Annotated in this window: 14 protein-coding genes; 4 read left to right on the forward strand and 10 right to left on the reverse strand. The window is 50.2% G+C overall.

Translation table 11 applies throughout. The features are described 5' to 3' along the window. From ABEW34_RS12240 to ABEW34_RS12255, 4 genes are all read left to right on the forward strand, one after another. Positions 1–399, forward strand: coding sequence for a retropepsin-like aspartic protease (locus tag ABEW34_RS12240; RefSeq protein ID WP_430158875.1), 399 nt, complete (start codon positions 1–3; stop codon positions 397–399). A 246-nt stretch (positions 400–645) separates the two neighbouring features. Then, positions 646–1,623: a tRNA dihydrouridine synthase gene (locus ABEW34_RS12245; RefSeq protein WP_430158878.1), complete on the forward strand. Its 978-nt coding sequence runs from the start codon at positions 646–648 to the stop codon at positions 1,621–1,623. A gap of 388 nt (positions 1,624–2,011) precedes the next feature. Continuing rightward, a complete protein-coding gene (locus ABEW34_RS12250; protein WP_430158881.1) occupies positions 2,012–2,260 on the forward strand; it encodes a hypothetical protein in 249 nt (82 codons plus the stop codon). Positions 2,261–2,327: 67 nt separating this feature from the next. Then, entirely contained in the window at positions 2,328–2,627 is a 300-nt protein-coding gene (locus ABEW34_RS12255; RefSeq protein ID WP_430159180.1) for a PIN domain-containing protein, read from the forward strand. 193 nt (positions 2,628–2,820) lie between these two features. Here the strand turns inward: ABEW34_RS12255 and groL are convergent, their stop codons facing one another. The 10 genes from groL to ABEW34_RS12305 form a co-directional block, all read right to left on the reverse strand. Next, positions 2,821–4,455 carry a chaperonin GroEL gene (gene groL / locus ABEW34_RS12260; protein ID WP_056043601.1) on the reverse strand — a complete coding sequence of 545 codons (1,635 nt, stop codon included), beginning with the start codon at positions 4,453–4,455 and terminating at the stop codon, positions 2,821–2,823. Positions 4,456–4,546: 91 nt separating this feature from the next. Beyond that, positions 4,547–4,828 carry a co-chaperone GroES gene (gene groES / locus ABEW34_RS12265; protein ID WP_046229112.1) on the reverse strand — a complete coding sequence of 94 codons (282 nt, stop codon included), beginning with the start codon at positions 4,826–4,828 and terminating at the stop codon, positions 4,547–4,549. Positions 4,829–5,262: 434 nt separating this feature from the next. Then, positions 5,263–6,453, reverse strand: a complete 1,191-nt coding sequence (locus tag ABEW34_RS12270) for a DUF2264 domain-containing protein (RefSeq protein WP_430158885.1) — start codon at positions 6,451–6,453, stop codon at positions 5,263–5,265. Positions 6,454–6,524: 71 nt separating this feature from the next. Then, on the reverse strand, positions 6,525–7,685 hold the full coding sequence (locus ABEW34_RS12275) for a glycoside hydrolase family 88 protein (RefSeq protein WP_430158888.1): 1,161 nt from the start codon (positions 7,683–7,685) through the stop codon (positions 6,525–6,527). Between the two features lie 55 nt (positions 7,686–7,740). Continuing rightward, a complete protein-coding gene (locus ABEW34_RS12280) occupies positions 7,741–9,750 on the reverse strand; it encodes a hypothetical protein (protein WP_430158891.1) in 2,010 nt (669 codons plus the stop codon). A gap of 367 nt (positions 9,751–10,117) precedes the next feature. Next, on the reverse strand, positions 10,118–11,764 hold the full coding sequence (locus ABEW34_RS12285; protein ID WP_430158894.1) for a response regulator transcription factor: 1,647 nt from the start codon (positions 11,762–11,764) through the stop codon (positions 10,118–10,120). After that, on the reverse strand, positions 11,757–13,616 hold the full coding sequence (locus ABEW34_RS12290; RefSeq protein WP_430158897.1) for a histidine kinase: 1,860 nt from the start codon (positions 13,614–13,616) through the stop codon (positions 11,757–11,759). Before ABEW34_RS12290 ends, ABEW34_RS12285 begins: the two co-directional genes overlap by 8 nt. A 595-nt stretch (positions 13,617–14,211) precedes the next feature. Then, on the reverse strand, positions 14,212–15,618 hold the full coding sequence (locus ABEW34_RS12295; protein ID WP_430158900.1) for an ABC transporter substrate-binding protein: 1,407 nt from the start codon (positions 15,616–15,618) through the stop codon (positions 14,212–14,214). Positions 15,619–15,818: 200 nt separating this feature from the next. Next, positions 15,819–16,658, reverse strand: a complete 840-nt coding sequence (locus ABEW34_RS12300; RefSeq protein ID WP_430158903.1) for a carbohydrate ABC transporter permease — start codon at positions 16,656–16,658, stop codon at positions 15,819–15,821. 30 nt (positions 16,659–16,688) lie between these two features. After that, positions 16,689–17,591: a carbohydrate ABC transporter permease gene (locus ABEW34_RS12305; RefSeq protein WP_430159183.1), complete on the reverse strand. Its 903-nt coding sequence runs from the start codon at positions 17,589–17,591 to the stop codon at positions 16,689–16,691. Positions 17,592–17,814: the final 223 nt, after the last annotated feature.

Consider the following 17,814-nt stretch of genomic DNA (forward strand, 5'->3'; position numbering starts at 1 on the left):
ATGCAGATTCAATTCATCGATGGTTTGCTGCAAGCTTCCATGACAATCTGCTATAAAGGACACTCATTAACAATTGACAAGCTCATTATTGATACCGGCGCGGCGCATTCCCTTCTATCCTCCGATACTGTCTCAGAGATCGGCATTAAATTCGAAAACGGAGATAAGCTCGTAAGAAGCTTCGGGATCGGCGGAGATGAGTATTCGTTCCGAAAACAGGTAGATCAAATCCAGTTTGGCGATCTGGTTATGACAGACATCCCTATTGATTTCGGTATCTTCCATGACGATATTAATTACATTAATGGCCTAATAGGTCTGGATATTTTAAAAAACGGCAACATGATCGTTGACCTGCATCGAATGGAAATTTATCCGGCTCACCTTAAAAACAATTAAAATGGGGACGCGAATCGCTCGCGTCCCCATTTCGTCCCCAAATACCCTCTGTACTTACTCAAAACCCCTATAAATCAAGGAACAAACGCTCTCGATATGCACCGTATGCGTGAACAGGTCGACAGGTTGCACGCTCACACAAACGATTCTGTGCATCAAACGAAAAAAAATGATATTATGTATGATGGGTAAAGGACTTGCTATAGCTTATAGGGTTTTTTATATATTGCAACAAGAGGAGATAATATGAGTAACGAACAAAATTTTTGGCTAGACTTACCAAAGCCATTTTTTATATTAGCACCAATGGAAGATGTCACAGATGTTGTATTTCGTCACGTCGTTAGTGAAGCTGCAAAACCCGACGTATTTTTCACGGAGTTCACAAATACAGAAAGTTATTGTCACCCTGTCGGCAAAGACAGTGTACGTGGGCGGTTAACGTTCACAGAAGATGAGCAGCCGATTGTCGCTCATATTTGGGGCAATAAACCAGAATTTTTTAAACAGATGAGTATGGATATGAAAAAGCTTGGGTTTCGTGGTATCGATCTGAACATGGGATGCCCCGTCCAAAACGTCGCATCCAATGGAAAAGGTGCTGGTTTAATCCAGCATCCTGAATTGGCAGCAGAAATTATTCAAGCCGCAAAAGCAGGTGGATTGCCGGTTAGCGTTAAAACAAGATTAGGCTACTATAATATTGACGAGTGGCGCGATTGGTTAGGACATATATTAAAACAAGATATTGCGAATCTTTCCATTCACCTGCGTACAAAAAAAGAGATGAGTAAAGTAGCGGCGCACTGGGAACTAATCCCTGAAATAAAAAAATTACGCGATGAAATTGCTCCAAATACGTTGTTAACGATTAATGGAGATATTCCTGACCGCGCAACCGGATTAAAATTAGTAGAACAATACGGCGTCGATGGCGTTATGATTGGCCGCGGCATTTTCACCAATCCATTTGCGTTTGAAAAAGAACCTAAAGAACATAGCGCGAAGGATTTTCTCCTTTTGCTTCTTTTACAGTTGGATCTTCACGATAAATATTCAAAAGAAATTCTGCCACGTTCATTTAAACCGCTTCTTCGCTTTTTCAAAATCTATGTTCGTGGATTTAGAGGCGCAGGCGAGCTAAGAAACCAGTTAATGGATACAACGTCAACAGATGAAGTACGTCGTTTAGTAGAAGCTGTTTTAGAGCAAGAATTAGATTGAATGATGCTCACGTGTGCATGATTAAAAAGACTTGCTGTTTAAATAATGAGAGACCTTTCAAAAGTTCAATGAACTCATGAAAGGTCTCTTATTTTTGTAATATGTGGTCAAACGGTGTTTTTACTCAAGGAAGCTTTTGATGCTACAGACTTCCCCTTTCGCAGAGGCTGGAGCAAATATCTTTCAAATCAATGAGCGACTCGGGCATAGTAGTGATGAACTAATCCGTACCGTATATCTACACGTCACTAAGACAATGAAACAGAGGCTTCCCCAAAATTCAGTGAGCTCATGAAAAATCCTTTAGTACATCTGGATGCTACTGTCAGTTTGGTAATTGTGAGTAAACCCTGAATCAGCTATACTTAATCCAAGGACGGTGATTAACATGAACTTCGTCAGAAAAATTACAAATAGCGATGCTTTAAAGCATATCGTCGATCTCCCTGAAGACCTTCAGAACCAGGATGTTGAAATAATCATATTGCCTATTGGGGACTCCTCTCTATTCAAACATCCCACAACTTCTTCCCACACTGCCAGAGGGGCACTAAAGCAGTACGCCAATTGGGATTTAATCCAATACGAACAAGACGCTTGGGAAAAGGGTGTGCAAGACAAACATGAACATCGTTGATGCAAATTTAATTCTGCGTTACTTGCTGTAAGATGCGGTTCAGTTCATAGGACAAGCTAGAGACAAAATCGAAAATCATCATATCTTTATCCCTAACGAAGTCATCGCCGAAGTTGTATATGTGTTGAAAAAGGTATACAAAGTCGAACGAGTCAATATCTTTGATGCCTTACAGAACCTGCTCACTTATAGCAACATTACAACACATGACAAAAGTATCTTGGTGGAAGCCTTAAAGATTTACAGTGAAATCAAAATCGATTTTGTTGACTCGCTGCTCTTCGCTTATTCAAAGATCGGTGGACATACCGTTTTTACTTTTGACAAGAAGCTTAACCAAATGCTTGATGAACTACGCAACGCTTAATAAAATAGGCTTCTCACAAAGTTCGATCTGAACTCGTGAGAAGCCTATTTTTAATTGATTTGGTCAAAATGTGGTCATTACTACAGACTTCTCAGCCTGATTACCGCATGGAGCGCTTTTCAGCTCCATCGGCGATGAAATCTACCGCTTAAGCGCGGTCGCTCATCATCGAATTACTTCGATAATGATTTCATCACATCATGCCGCCCATTCCACCCATGCCGCCCATGTCAGGCATGCCGCCGCCAGCACCTTTTGGTTCTGGCTTGTCAGCAACAACCGCTTCAGTTGTCAGGAACATAGCTGCAACGGAAGCTGCGTTTTGCAGCGCGGAGCGTGTAACTTTGGCAGGGTCAACGATACCTGCTTCGAACATGTTAACCCATGTTCCAGTAGCAGCGTTGTAGCCTACGCCGATTTCTTCGTTTTTCAAGCGCTCAACGATAACCGAACCTTCTTGGCCAGCGTTCGCAGCAATTGTGCGAAGCGGCTCTTCAAGGGAACGAAGAACGATGTTAACGCCTGTTTGCTCGTCGCCTTCTGCATTAACAGCAGCAACTGCTTTATATACGTTAATTAGAGCAGTACCACCACCGGATACGATACCTTCTTCAACCGCTGCGCGAGTCGAGTTCAGGGCATCTTCGATGCGAAGCTTGCGCTCTTTCAATTCTGTTTCAGTAGCAGCACCGACTTTGATTACTGCTACGCCGCCGGACAATTTAGCCAGACGCTCTTGCAGTTTCTCACGGTCGAAGTCGGAAGTTGTTTCTTCCAGCTGCGTACGGATTTGGCTTACACGAGCCGCGATGTCAGAAGCGTCGCCGCTGCCGTCAACCACGATTGTGTTTTCTTTTGTTACACGTACTTGACGAGCGGAACCCAGCTGCTCAACCGTAGTCGATTTCAGCTCAAGGCCCAGTTCCTCAGTAATCACTTGACCACCAGTAAGTGCAGCGATATCTTGCAGCATCGCTTTACGACGGTCGCCGAAGCCTGGTGCTTTAACAGCTACGCAAGTGAATGTGCCGCGCAGTTTGTTCACAACCAGAGTTGCGTTCGCTTCACCTTCAACATCTTCTGCAATGATCAGAAGCTGTTTGCCGGATTGAACGACTTTCTCAAGCACAGGAAGAATTTCCTGAATGTTTGTAATTTTTTTGTCAGTGATCAGGATATACGGGTTATCCAGAACAGCTTCCATTTTGTCCGTGTCAGTAACCATGTAGTGGGAGATGTATCCACGGTCGAATTGCATACCTTCAACCACTTCAAGCTCCGTTACAAAGCCTTTCGACTCTTCAACGGTAATAACGCCGTCGTTGCCCACTTTTTCCATAGCTTCTGCAATCAGTTGGCCTACTTCATCGTCAGCGGAAGAAATGGCCGCAACTTGAGCGATGGATTGTTTGCCTTCGATTGGTTTAGCGATGTTTTGCAGCTCTTCAACTGCAGCTTTAACCGCTTTTTCGATACCTTTGCGGATAACCATTGGGTTAGCGCCAGCTGTTACGTTTTTCAGACCTTCGCGAATCATCGCTTGAGCCAAAACAGTAGCTGTAGTTGTACCGTCGCCGGCAACATCATTTGTTTTTGTTGCTACTTCTTTAACAAGCTGTGCACCCATGTTCTCGAATGCATCTTCCAGCTCGATTTCTTTTGCGATGGATACACCATCGTTCGTAATCAACGGACTGCCGAATTTCTTCTCCAGCACGACGTTGCGGCCTTTAGGTCCGAGTGTAACTTTTACAGCATTTGCAAGTGCATCTACACCACGCAGCATTGCGCGGCGAGCGTCTTCGCTAAATTTAATATCCTTTGCCATTATCATTTACCTCCCGAAAATATATTCATATAAGTATGCTTAACGGCCTGCGCCGTTTCGTTTAAGTCCAGTCAAGCTGTATGTGAGCAGCCTATTCAAAGATCGCGTGAATGTCGCTTTCTTTCATAATCAAATACTCTTTGCCGTCGTATTTAACTTCTGTTCCCGCATATTTGGAGAAAAGGACGCGATCGCCTTCTTTAACTTCAAGCGCTACGCGAACTCCGTCTTTCAGCGCGCCGCTGCCAACAGCCACCACTTTACCTTCTTGCGGTTTTTCCTTAGCCGAATCTGGCAAAACGATACCGCTTGCAGTCGTTTCTTCTTTCGCGATCGCTTCTACTAATACACGTTCACCCAAAGGTCTGATCATTGAAAATAGCCTCCTTTAAAAATTTGTCGCTTATTTTTGTTAGCACTCATGAGCATGAAGTGCTAACAATCATGTTTATCATACTTTTTTTCGTTATTAATTTCAAGTGCTTAGGAATGATTTTTGCAGGAAATTTACATACCACTGGAAAAAGACCGCTTTATGAGACCGTCTACTTTAACTTGCAGCGCTAGCAAAGCCCCTCATCCATTGTTACCGAGCTTATGTCAAGGTAAACGGTCTTCTGTCAAAGTTTGAGGCGCGGCTGAAGCTTCGCATTTATAAAGTGCGCAGGCCACAGATAGCTGCAAAAATAAGAGAAAGCGCACCTGTATGAAAATGGCTGCGCCTCTTCACTTACTCTCGCTGCTGGCAGCTGGTAATCATACTCTTGCTCATAATCTTGTTCATAATCTCGCTGCCTATTATGACTGCTACCCCTTTATTGCATGATCAATTGAAAAAGCACTCCCTGACCACGCTTTGCGCGCTGTCCAATCCTCGGGCTCGCCGCTCCAAAAGGGATGCTCGGCGGCAAGGCCCAGCGGGAGAAACACAGCCGCGCATAAATACAGGCTTCCTGTGGAAATATAATGCTCGCCAATGTCTGGCTGGCTTCCGCAAAAGCCGATGGTCAGCCAGCCGTCCTCTGTAAATGTGCCGGGGACAGACAAGCTGCGGCGGATAACCGCTGTCAATGCGCAGCGCGCCTGTGCCGGAGAAACGCTGCCGGGAAGCTCGCCGAGCAGCGCGCTTTGCGCCAAGCTTTGCATGGCGCCGCAGCGGTAGGCAAGCGAGCGGCCCAGCGGTGGAAATGTGCCCTCCGGCGAAATGAGCCGCTCCTGCACCTCCGCCCAGCGCTTCGCTCTCTCCTTGATGCTCGCCTGCATCGCATCCCAATCTTCATAGCAGCCTCGAACGGCTGCTATGATGTCAACGAGCATAGGCTGGATAACAAAGCTGTTGTAATAGTCGAAGTGGAACGATGGCCCATCACCATAGGCCCCATCTCCGACATACCACTGCTCATGCTGCTTAAGGGCATAATCAATGCGCATCGGGTCCCAGTCGCTTTCTCCCATGCGGTACAAGGCTGCTTCAATGATCGCGGAGAAAAGCAGCCAGTTCATGGCGAATGGCTTGCGCGAGCGGGTTAGTTTGAAAGCTTGGACAACGTGCTTCTGCACCTCGGCATCCAGCTTGTCCCATAACTCCGACGGCGCACGCAAAATCGCCTGCGCGAGAAACGCCGTATCGACAATCGGCTGAAAGCCTTCTGCAAAATTCATATAGTCCGGTGACTGCGGATCACAGCCAGCGGCAATCGCGGCCCGTGACAGCTCCGCATATTGCTGGCGAAGCCGCTCTTCTGCTTCATCTGCCCCGCCGCTGCCTTCAAGCCAGGGCGCTATTCCACATAATAGGCGGCCCAGCGCCTCCAGATGGGTCACATCGGAGCGATCCTGTCCCGCAGCAGACTGGACGGGCATCGTTTTTTTCAACTCACGAGCCGCAAGCAGGCGCAGCACAGGCTCAGCAACCCGGCATAACTCGCTCACCCAATACTTGCGTTCCTCCGCTAACCGTACTCTCTCGCCTGAATCTGTACCTTTTTCCCCAATCAACGGCCGTTCGCCCCTTTCTGTTTCCTATCTATGCGAATTGGATAACGATCAGATGACACTTGATGCTCGCCTTACGACCAGAAGCTGTCGTAGCCGCGCAGCTTGGACAAGCCCTCCGTAAAGAAATAATCACCGTAGATGAGCGGGACGTCGAGATTTTTGCGTTCCGGATAGTGGCTCGTGCCATGCAGAACCAGCCCTTCCTCCTGTGCATCGTCCGCCCAAGCGCCATAGTTCTCGTACAGCGATTTCAAAATCCGCTCGCCCGCACTGCGATACAATTTACGCTCAACCTCTGGCACTACATCCGCAATAGCCAGCAAACCGCAGGCTGCGCAAGCGCCCGCCGATGAATCGCGGTATGGCTCCACGCCATCCGGTAACCGGAAATCCCAATGCGGCACGGAATCCTCTGGCAAATTCGCCAGAAAAAAATGAGCCGTGCGCTTCGCCGCATCCAAATACCGCTGCTCGCCGCTATGGGCGTAGCTGAGTGCCATGCCGTAAATCGCCCAGGACGCGCCGCGCGACCATGCCGATTCGGCTGCAAGTCCTTGCCCGCCATGCTTTGCAGCTACTTCGCCACTTTGCGGATCAAACTCTACGATATGATAAACCGAGCCATCCGGCCGAATAAAATGCTCCAGCACCGTATCGGCATGCGCCATCGCCAAATGCTTGTAGCGCGGGTCCTCCGTCGTACGCGAAGCCCAGTAGAGCAGCGGCAAATTCATCATGCAGTCGATAATGGCCAGCCCGTCATTGCGCTCGCCTTCCCGCCAAGGGTTCCATGCCCGAATATAGCGTCCTTGAATATTGAAGCGGCCGCACAGCAGGTTTGCTGCAAGCAGCGCCCGCCGCCGGGAATCTTCCTCCCCAAGCAGCTTATAACGTGCCACACTAGTCAGCGTCCACATGAAGCCGATATCATGGTCGAGCCGGTCATAGCCCATGATGACTTCGTCGAGCTTAAGCTCGCAGGCTTCGGCAAGCTCTTTATAGCGCTCCGTACGCGAATTCTCATCTTGATAGAGCAGCCATAGCAGCCCCGGCCAAAAACCCGCCGTCCACCAATGCGCCGCCTCCAGCACATAAACCCCGTTCACGCTTGCATGGGGAAATTGCGAGCCGATGCGGCCGCTAGTCCGTCCGATCTTCTGATTCACCTTGTCCCAAGCTTCATTCACCCAATTTTGCTGCTCCTGCACCTGCACCTTCTCCTGCACTGTCATGGCTTCGCTCTCCTTTTCTTTGGCGCTTTAATCTCGTGCTCTTAGCTATTCCACCCTATGGCTCAAAGCGAAAAACAAACTCGGAATCCACGTCCGCAGCTCCCGCCTCCAAATGATGAAAATCCAGCGTGTACCATTGCCGTTCACGCCCAAAATGATCCATGTCGCTCCGCTGCGTCACCACTTGCTTCCACTGCTTCGCATCGAACGCAATCGTCAGCCTCTTGCGTCCCTGCAGGACCACGACACCGCCGGCCTCCCCGGCCTCCGGCATCTGCCATGCAACGAAGCGCTCGATAATCTCGCGCCCGCCGACTACTTCCTCCCGAAACCGATACCGGCTTCGGATCGTCAGCACAGGCAGCGCGCCCTTCTTGTTCCACTCGAAGCGCCGCCCCAGCACGGCAAGGCCCGCTTCCTCGCCGTACGCGGCCTGCATTTCCAGCTCCAGCACGTCAAGCTCCGCGCTGGTCGCCGCCTGCACAACCATGGCGCGCGCGTCCGCGCCCTCGCGCTGGCGCGCGCCGCCAATAATCGGCACGGAATGTCCCTGCGAGCCGTTGCACCAAATCGTATACCGCTGCGGGCCAAAATAGTCCGCCGTATACTCCCCGCTGCCCAAATCCGCCAAATAGGCTTCTCCGTCCGCATGCAGTACGAACTGCCCGACATCATTATGATTATGCGGCTCGGCGTTATGTCCGCCTTTGGCGGCAAAGCTATAAGTAGCGCCATTCGCTGCGACATAACGGGAAAGCAGCCACTGTACATTTTCCAAATAAAACGATTCTGTCGGCCATAGAGCTGCAGCGCTCTCCGAACCTCTCAGCCCCTCGGCACTTTCGCTATTCGTTGTCGCTGTCGTTCTCGTTGTTGTTCTCGTTGTCGTTGTCGTTGCCGTTGCGTTTGCCGTTGTCGTTGCGTTTGCCGACTCCGCCCACCAAAGCAAATTCCGCACCGCAGGCGCCCACCTTGCGCAGTGATCCCCTGTGTAGCTGTCGCGCAGGCTGGCATGCGGCAGAGCCACAGCTGGAAACTCCTGATGCAAATAAGAGCTCAGCCCCATGAAGATTCCGCTTTCAGAAGGGGCATCGGAGAAATTCACAATGCTGCGTCCACCCGTAAAGCATTTCTGCTGAAACATTGCGATCTCTTGTACTTTTGCGCTGCGGAATAAATCAAAGGCTCCATCCGTTGCCGCCTTAAGCAGCTGTGCAAAATAAACATAAAAGCCAAAACCATATTGCCAATACGAATACCCTTCCGCACAAGCTCCGTCTTCGCCATAGCCATCCAAAAAGCAATCCATCGCAGCTAATACGCGCGAAAGCACCGCTTCCAGCCGTTCGCGATCATCCATCAAATGCAGCGCCGCTGCGCCAATCGACCCGGCACATACCGCCGCCCAATTATGCTCCGCACTCTCCCAAAAATAAGGTCCCTCGGTCAAAAATGGCTGAAACAGCCGCTTTTCCACTTCCTCACGAATACGCAGGTGCAGCTCCTCTGGCAGCCGGGGGCCGAGCAGCACGCTTATTTCGCTGAGCGCGAAGCCCGTCTCCGCAGCGAATAAATCAATCGGCGTCTGCTGCTCCGCCCCGCCCAAATGCGCAGGCAGGCACCACGTCCGCTCCTCGCAGATCGACCAAAGCGCAGCCTGAAGGGCTTCCAAATATGGCGCTTCCTCCGGCTCAATCAAGGACATCAGTGCGAATGAATTCAGCCGCCGCCTTTTTTGAAAATAAACCCGTTCGTACGGCAGCCGCTCCCCCGTCTCCCCGTACATTCGAAACAAGGTTTTACTCAGCTCCGGCTCTTCGCTTACCAATTGGCGCTGTGCCTCGGCGCGAATCTCCGCGACTAACGGACGCTGCATCTCAGCTTGGCGCAGCTTGTCATACCATGCCTCGACTAGCTGTCCCGCAGACAGCGGCTCTCCATTCACCAACAGCGCCAGTCCGCTCCGGCGCTCTGTCGGCAAATACAACTGCTCCGAGAAACGTTCCGCAAAGCGCCTTTCCAGCGGTAGTTGCTGTTGCTGTTGCTGTTGCTTCTTCTGCTCCATATATCCCGCCCCTCTCCCCAAACTTCTACAGCCTTACGTTTGTTCTCCGTTCCCTATCCGTTACTATCTGATTTCGTTCTGCCCTCGATCTTCTCTTGATCTGTTCTCTATCTGTTCTCTATCTGCTCTTGATCTGTTCTTGATCTGTTCTTGATCTGTTCTTGATCTGTTCTTGATCTGTTCTTGATCTGCTCTCAATCTGTTCCCAATCCATTTCTATCTGCTCTCGATTTCCTCTCTATCTGTTACCTATCTCCACCCTATCCGTTTCCAAGCCGATCCCGACACCTTAAGCAACTATCCCATCTCACCTAAAAATAACAGGCTTCCAGCTACCTTAGCATCTCTTACAATCGCTTTGCCCTTCTTACAATCTCTTTTGGCCTCTCCGATATTCCACAGGTGTCACACCTGTACATGACTTAAACAGTTTTATAAAATAGCTCTGGTTATCGTAGCCGAGCGTCTCGCATATTTTGCCGACGGGCGAGCCGGTTTGATCAAGCAGCTCTTTGGCCCGATGCATTTTCATCCGTATTACATATTCGATAAAGGTCTCGCCCATTTCCTTCTTGAACAGGCGGCTGAAATAGCTGGGGTTCATAAACAGCTGATCGGCGACCTCGTCGAGACTGATCTTTTTGTCCAGATGCAGCGAAACGTATTCGCACGCATCGATGACCTCGGCTCGCTTGCTGCCGCTGACGCCATTTTCGGAGGCGGTTATGGCTGACAGGCAGTGGGCAATCAGCCACGCTTGCAGCTCGGAGAGGCTGCCCAGCTCCCACACCTCATGGTGGCTGACGTCAATCGAGCTGGCTGAGCGGGTATGCTGCATCAATTGAAGCTTGAGCTTTACGTCCAGCAGCAGCTTAAACACCCAATCCTTCACCTGCTCGGGCGGCAGCCTCCGCTGCTCCGCGAGCGACAACCACTGGCGCACTAATTCCTCTGCCGACTCGCGCTTATGGCCCAGCAGCGCCTCCCGCAGCAGCTCGGCCGCCTCGCCAAACCTTTCCAGCAAAGGATTGGCGCTATCTGCCGTTGCAAACTGTGCCGCCCGCACGGCGTCTGCCTTCACAATAGAGCCAGGCGCGCGGTAAAAGCGCGCCTCCGCCCCGGAAAGCAGCTCCGCCAGCGATTCCCGCAAGCGCAAAGGTTCGCTCGCACTATCGCCGATCAGAAAAGACATCGTTAGCTTCAGCGAGCTTTTGAGCATGCGCTGCACTTCCGCGAGCAGCAGCTTTACCTCGTCGAACCCGTTAATTTTCAGCCCGTGCGGCCCTACCTGCATGAAGAAGGATTCCTGTGGACTGTACACAAAATGGGCAGCGGGGCAGCCTGTCTCCCTGCTCGCCATCACCTCGCGGGTAACATTGTCCACTACAAAACGCAGCACCTCTTCCGAGCGAAAACGCTGCAGCGCCCGCGGGTAATCGTCGATGATGCCGAGCACGGGAATGACCCGCTCGCAGGCTCCGAACGGCAGGCCGAATGCTCCCAGCTCCTGCTGCCATTTTTCGGGATCCAGCATCGGCTGATGAAGCGTCGCCCTAATAAACTGCTCCTTCAGCAGCGCCTTGTTACGATCGACCATATGCTCCTTGCGGAGCTGCTCCATATGCAAATCTTTCGTCTCATTCAGCTCCGCCTGAAATTGCAGCAGCAGCTTGCGTATGTCCGAAGGATCAAGCGTATCCTTGAGCAAATAATCCTGCACTTGCAGCTTGAGCGCCTGCTGCGCATAACGGAACTCATCGTGGCAGGACAGCACCGCTACGCGCAGCTCAGGTTTGTGCTCCTTCAGCCGGCGTATGAGCTCCAGTCCGTCCATGCGCGGCATCCCGATATCTGTAATTAGAATATCCGGCATTTCCTCCAGCGCCGCTGCCAGCGCGACCTCGCCGTTCTCATGCATGCCTAACAGCCGAAAGCCCAGCTCCTCCCACTCAATGGCAAAAGCCAGCAGATCCAGCACGGGATAATCATCATCAACCAGCATCACCTTAACCATCAGAATCCACCACCTGCTTCGGAATGTACAGCGTAATGACTGTGCCTTGCCCGATATCGCTGTCTATCGTCATCTGGAAGCGCTCGCCGTAGGTTATGCCCAGCCGCTCATACACATTAACAAGCCCAATGCCCGAAAACTTGCCCGGCAAGGCGCCTGTTTCTCCTTCTTCCTCGCCTTCGGCTCCCTGCTCTAGCTCTAGCTTTTCTAAGGATCCTGCGCCCAGCTTATGTCGCAGCCGTTCAAGCTTTCCCTTCTCAATGCCTTGACCGCTGTCGCTTACCGTTATTTGATAGCCGCCTTCCGCTTCGCTCGCACTAATCGTCATTAAGCCGGCCTGCTGGCTGAAGCCGTGAATGAGCGCATTTTCAATAATCGGCTGCAGGCAGAAGCGCGGGACGAGTGCCGTTAAGCTCAGAGGCGACAGGTCGAGCGTCAGCTCCGCCTTCTCCTTTTGCCGCATATTCATCAGCCTCACATAATCAATGGCGAGATCGACTTCCTCATGAAGCGGAATGACGCCTTTATCCTGGCTAATGGTCATTCGCAGCAGCTTCGACAGCGAGCTGATCATTTCTGCGCTTTCCGAATCTCCTTTGCGCAGCACCTTCATCCGGATCGAATTCAGCACATTAAACAGAAAATGCGGGTTGATCTGCGCCTGGAGCATCGCAAGCTCCGCCTTGCGCTTTCGCACCTGCGTCTTCGTAATTTCGCCAATCGTCTCCTTCACCTTATCGAGCATTAAATCGAAGGACTGGCCCAAATAACCGATCTCATCCTCCCCGCGAATGCCCGAGCGCACCTCCAAATTGCCGCGCTGCACCGTCTCCGCTACCCGTCCTAGGCGAACGAGCGGCCGTGTGAATTTACCCAGCAAATAAAGCAGCAGCACCATAAATAAGCAGAAAGATACGAGTTGGAACGTAAAGACGCGTTTGAAAATGACATTCAGCTTAAATACAGCGCGGTCATAAGGCGTAAGCGACACCAGCCTCCAGCCCGTAAGCGAATTCGTATGCCAGGCCATTAAATAATCCTCTTTATCCATTTGCAAAATATGCGGGTCCGACTGCTCGCTTGCAAGCGTTGCATAAGGAAAAATCTCGCCCACACGCTTAGCGTCGGGATGCGACAAAATGCGGTCCTCGCTGCCAAGCAGCATCGTCTCCTGCTCCAGCTCGATTTTCCGAAAAATATCGCTCACCTTGGTTTCCAGTATCGTCACGATAACGTAGCCGTAGGGATTTACGCTGTCGCCGCGCAATGCCCGAGCAATGGACAGTTGGTAGGGGCTGCGGCCTTTATCACTGTCAAATACCGTCGGCGTAGCTCCCGGCCAATACGATTGCAGCCCGGACAACCCATTCAACTGCGCGAACCAAGGCTCCTCGCGAAACAAGCTGGGGTCGTATTCATCAAACGAATAATTGGCAAAATTCGTTCCGTCCTTCAGCAAAATCGTCACATACGCCTTATCACCGACGACGGTCATATTTTCAATTTTATTCATAATTTTCATGCGATCGAGGTAGCGGTCATATTCCGCGCTTGCGCCCTCGTAGGTTTTGCCTGAAGCAATCGCTTTCATAATCCGGTTCATTTCCGAGTCCAGCTGTACGTTATTGGCGATATAAAACATATAATTAAACAAATTCGACACATAGCCATCCACCAGCTCCAGCTTTTGCTGCGATTGCGTGACCGCCTCCTGCTTCATCGCATCCTTCGTCAGCATATTGTAGACGGCGAGCGTAATTAAAGCGGGGAGGAGCAGACAGACGACGGCCGCTACCATCAACCGATAGCGAAACGACCTCAGCCGCAGCAGCGACAGCCATTGACCAGACATAACCCCACCCCTTTTTTCGTCGTTCTTTCAAGTGTAACGGAAAAGCACCATTTCCGCGTCGTTTTCCCTTATGATTTTTTCAATATCGATTGGTCTAGAGCATATAAAATCGGGAAGCTTCAGTCGATCAGCATTGACCCTAAGATAAAGCTGTTTAAATGGAAATAACCTTTTGTCGTACTGTGAGGCCGTTATTTGTGAGCAAAACAAGCTTTGGCCGTGCTCGCGGACTCAGAAGCAGCTAAATGTGCTGCATAACATGAAATGAGCCTGGTTTGAGGGATATAACGGCCTCACAGTCCGCGAGCAACGCAAGGAGTGCAATTGCATAAAGAACGCCACGGTACAAAGCTGTACGAGACAACAAAATCATTGATTTTCTGCGGTTTCAGGCAAAAAGAAGTGCAGCAACAGCTCTGCACTTCTTCCTATTCCTTTCACCGTGTGGCAAGCGTAAACGGCTGCCGCCGTCCTCTGGCGGTAAAGCTAACGTTTCGCGGTGAAATATAAGCGGAGTATAAGGGTGAAACTTATAAATTCTTATTTTTCGAAAAAGTCTGCGCAGCAGACTTTCCTCCACCACACGCTCCTGCTTCTACTTTTTGTTCGAATCAATCACCTGCTGTACACGCTCCTGCAGGGCGGCTAACGTCTGATCAATGTCCTGCTGATCAAAAATCAGCTTCTCGTACTCCTCATTGATCACTTTATAAATTTCCGCTTGATACGTAACCGGCGGAATGATTTTGGAAGATTTGGCGTTTTTCAGCACCGACAGCAGCGACTGCTTGTCGACCTTCTCCGGATTTGCCGTACCACTCAAAATCGTATCAATAATCGACTCCAGCTGGGAATCGTCAATGCCATTCCAGGACGGAACATTTTTACCTTGAGCAATCTGTCCTTCAGTCGTATACCAGCGAACAAACTGGTACGCAGCATCCTTATGCTTGGAGGCAGCCGCAACCGATACATAATCCGTCGTCACCATCGTGTAGCCGCCTTCGTCTGTGGCTGCATTTTTCGGAATAGGAGCGACTGCTACTTCAAAGTTAAGCGGGAATTGCTCGGTTCCGCCAAGCTCGGTGTTCATCCAGCTGCCAATCATGACCATGCTGACTGCTTGGTTGAAAAACTGATTACGGTAATGCAGCTTCTGCGAAATCATATCGGTGTAAGGGGATGCCGATTTGTCCAGCTTCTCCATCTGCACGCGCAGCTCCAGCGTTTTGCGCATAAGCGGATTATCCAGATTGGAGGTGCCATCCGCCTTCAAAAACTCGGTATTATCCGGCTGATTAGCCAGCGCCAGCTTCAGAAACTCCATCCAGCCGCCATTTTGCGGACCGTGGAAATACGTACCATAATGCTTCGATGCCCCGTCGCCTGTCGTAAGCGTCTTCGCATAGCTCATAAAGTCATCCCATGTCCATTCGGTTGGCACCTCTAGCCCCGCAGCGGCCAGCTGCGTCTTGTTCAGCAGCACATACCAAGGGTTGAACTTGCCTGGCAGCGCATAATATTTTCCGTCCAGCATCGTATCGACCTTGTACTCCTCATTAACCTTAAAGCCTTCTTTAGCAATAAAATCATCAATTGGAGCAACCATGCCCAGACCAACGCGCTGCGCATAGCCAGCTGGATCACTGAACATGATGACATCCATCTGCTCATTGGAGGATGCGGCAAGATCCAGCTTCTGAATCGCCTCCTGCGTATCGCCCTTCTCGCTCAATACGACGACATCAACCTTGATGTTTGGATTTTTCTCCTCAAATGCCGCAATCGTCTGCTTCCAATTATAGCTCGCTTCGTTGCCGAACGTATGCAGCTTAATCGTAACCTCTTCATCAGCCGCCTGCGCCGGGCTTTCCGTGCCGCTGCTCGCTGCTGGCGAAGCCGCTGCCCCGCCGCTATTTGCGTTTCCGCCTGATGAGCAGCCCGCCGCCACCATCATAATCGACATCAGCATAAGCGATAACCATTTCATTTTTCTAAACATGCAAACCCTCCTCCTCAAAAATAAAAAATAGCGATAGCTGTCTGAAATATATTTGTATACGCTTTCTATCTATCGTTATTGTAGCAATGCGGCAGCCCGCTCCTATACTACAATATTGACTACATTTACGACTATTTTGACTTCCCCTAGAAGCCTGCTTGGGGTAGGCATCGCTGCCGCATATCCTGCGACTGACCCTACTACCCCTTTACGCCGCCCAGCGCAATGCCTTCAATGACGCTTTTTTGTCCAATGACGAAAATGATCAGCAGCGGCAAGATGGACGATACGGCGGCCGCCATAATGAGCGAATAAAACTCGCCATTAATGGTCGTAAACTTTTGCATCGCCAATTGAATCGTATACAGGCTGTCTGTGCGCAGGAAGATCAGCGGATTCTGATAGTCGTTCCATGTCCAAATGAAACGCAAAATCGCATACGTCGCAACGGCTGGACGCACGAGCGGAAACGCAATTTGCATAAATATCCGGGCATGTCCCGCCCCGTCGATTTTCGCCGATTCAATATATTCATTATGAACGCCCATAAAAAACTGGCGCAGCATGAAGGTGCCAAGCACGCTAAAGCTGCCGAGCAAAATAAGTCCCAAATGGCTGTCGAAAAAACCAATCGAGCGATACAAAATAAACTGCGGCACTAAAATCGCCTGCTGCGGGATCATATAAGTGGCGAGTACGATAAGAAACAAATATTTTCCTGCTGCAAACTGGATTTTGGAGAAGCCATAAGCAGCAAGCGCGGATACGATGCACGATAGGATCGTCGTGACTACTGTAATTTTAATGGAATTCAAATAGTATTTATAGAATGGAAATTGCCCATTCCACACCTCCTTGTAATTTTCGATGATATGCCACGTTTTCGGTATCCACTGAATCGGATAGGTAAACACATCCGCCTCGATTTTGAAGGAAGTGGATAGCATCCAGACGAAGGGCAGCAGGAATAAAATGCTCATGCCCATCATAAGCACCGTGAAAATCGATTTGCGAACCGTATTTATCGTTTTTTGGTTCATTCTCTTCTTGCCTCCCTTATAGAAATGCTATTAATAATTCACCCACTTCTTCTGCGAGGCCCATTGCAGAAGGGTAATGAGCAGCACACAAGCGAACAGGACGACTGCCATCGAGGAGGCATAGCCGATTTTCAAATTGACGAATGCCGTATCGTATAAATACCAGACGATCATGCTGGTCGAGGAAAGTGGCCCGCCCTTGGTCAAAATCGCAATTAAATCAAACACCTTGAACGTCGAAATAATGCCTGTCACAAGCAGGAAGAAGGAGGTCGACGACAGCTGCGGGAACGTAATGCTTTTGAATTTCACCCAAGCGTTTGCCCCATCAATATCGGCTGCCTCATACAAATCCCGCGGAATCGATTGCAGTCCTGCAATGTACACGATCATATTAAAGCCGATAGCCGTCCAGACGGTAATCATCATGAGCGATGGAAGCGCATATTTGGGATCAGCTATCCATTTCGGCGGATTTTCGACACCGAGCGCCATGAGCAGTTGATTAACCGGTCCCGCTGACGGGTGGAAAAGCACCTGCCAGACGATAGCTACCGCTACGATGCTGGAAATGTACGGCATGAAATAAGCAACCTTGAAATAGCTTTTCAAATACACATGCTTGTCGATCATAATCGCGAGAAACATCGAAACGGCCAAATAAGCGGGAACGGTCAGCAGGAAATAAGCATTATTTTTAAGCGATTTCAGAAATGCCGCATCTTTTGCCAGCCGCTCAAAATTATCGAAGCCGACCCATTTCAGGCCATCAAAGCCCGCAATAAAATTCCAGTCTGCCAGCGACAGCCCGAAGGTTGCAAGTATCGGCAGCAGCGTCAGCACCGTCACTCCTATTAGCATCGGCCCTACGAACAGAAAACCCGCAAGCGTTTCTTTTCGCTGGATCGCGCCGCTTGACCGCCTCGCCGCCATTTGCTGTTTGCCTGAACGCTTCTGCTTAGTCGTTGTTTGTTGTAGCGGATTCATGAGCCTTCACCTCGATCTATAATGGATACCTTTATCATAGAAAAAATGCCGCTCGCGCTGTGACGGTATTTTGCCAACCTATATCATTATTTTGACTTTATCGCAGGCAAGCTTGAGCATCTGGCAAAAAAAAGCGATGACCAGCACCTTGAGGCGCCAATCATCGCTC

The organism is Paenibacillus algorifonticola (assembly GCF_050481745.1).
Taxonomy (GTDB): Bacteria; Bacillota; Bacilli; order Paenibacillales; family Paenibacillaceae; genus Pristimantibacillus; species Pristimantibacillus algorifonticola_A.

Coding starts and splice junctions, on each gene's coding strand:
- ABEW34_RS12300 (WP_430158903.1), bottom strand. CDS start 16,658: ATGAACCAAAAAACGATAAATACGGTTCGCAAATCGATTTTCACGGTG.
- ABEW34_RS12285 (WP_430158894.1), bottom strand. CDS start 11,764: ATGGTTAAGGTGATGCTGGTTGATGATGATTATCCCGTGCTGGATCTG.
- ABEW34_RS12245 (WP_430158878.1), top strand. CDS start 646: ATGAGTAACGAACAAAATTTTTGGCTAGACTTACCAAAGCCATTTTTT.
- ABEW34_RS12295 (WP_430158900.1), bottom strand. CDS start 15,618: ATGTTTAGAAAAATGAAATGGTTATCGCTTATGCTGATGTCGATTATG.
- groL (WP_056043601.1), bottom strand. CDS start 4,455: ATGGCAAAGGATATTAAATTTAGCGAAGACGCTCGCCGCGCAATGCTG.
- groES (WP_046229112.1), bottom strand. CDS start 4,828: ATGATCAGACCTTTGGGTGAACGTGTATTAGTAGAAGCGATCGCGAAA.
- ABEW34_RS12280 (WP_430158891.1), bottom strand. CDS start 9,750: ATGGAGCAGAAGAAGCAACAGCAACAGCAACAGCAACTACCGCTGGAA.
- ABEW34_RS12290 (WP_430158897.1), bottom strand. CDS start 13,616: ATGTCTGGTCAATGGCTGTCGCTGCTGCGGCTGAGGTCGTTTCGCTAT.
- ABEW34_RS12240 (WP_430158875.1), top strand. CDS start 1: ATGCAGATTCAATTCATCGATGGTTTGCTGCAAGCTTCCATGACAATC.
- ABEW34_RS12275 (WP_430158888.1), bottom strand. CDS start 7,685: ATGACAGTGCAGGAGAAGGTGCAGGTGCAGGAGCAGCAAAATTGGGTG.
- ABEW34_RS12250 (WP_430158881.1), top strand. CDS start 2,012: ATGAACTTCGTCAGAAAAATTACAAATAGCGATGCTTTAAAGCATATC.
- ABEW34_RS12305 (WP_430159183.1), bottom strand. CDS start 17,591: ATGGCGGCGAGGCGGTCAAGCGGCGCGATCCAGCGAAAAGAAACGCTT.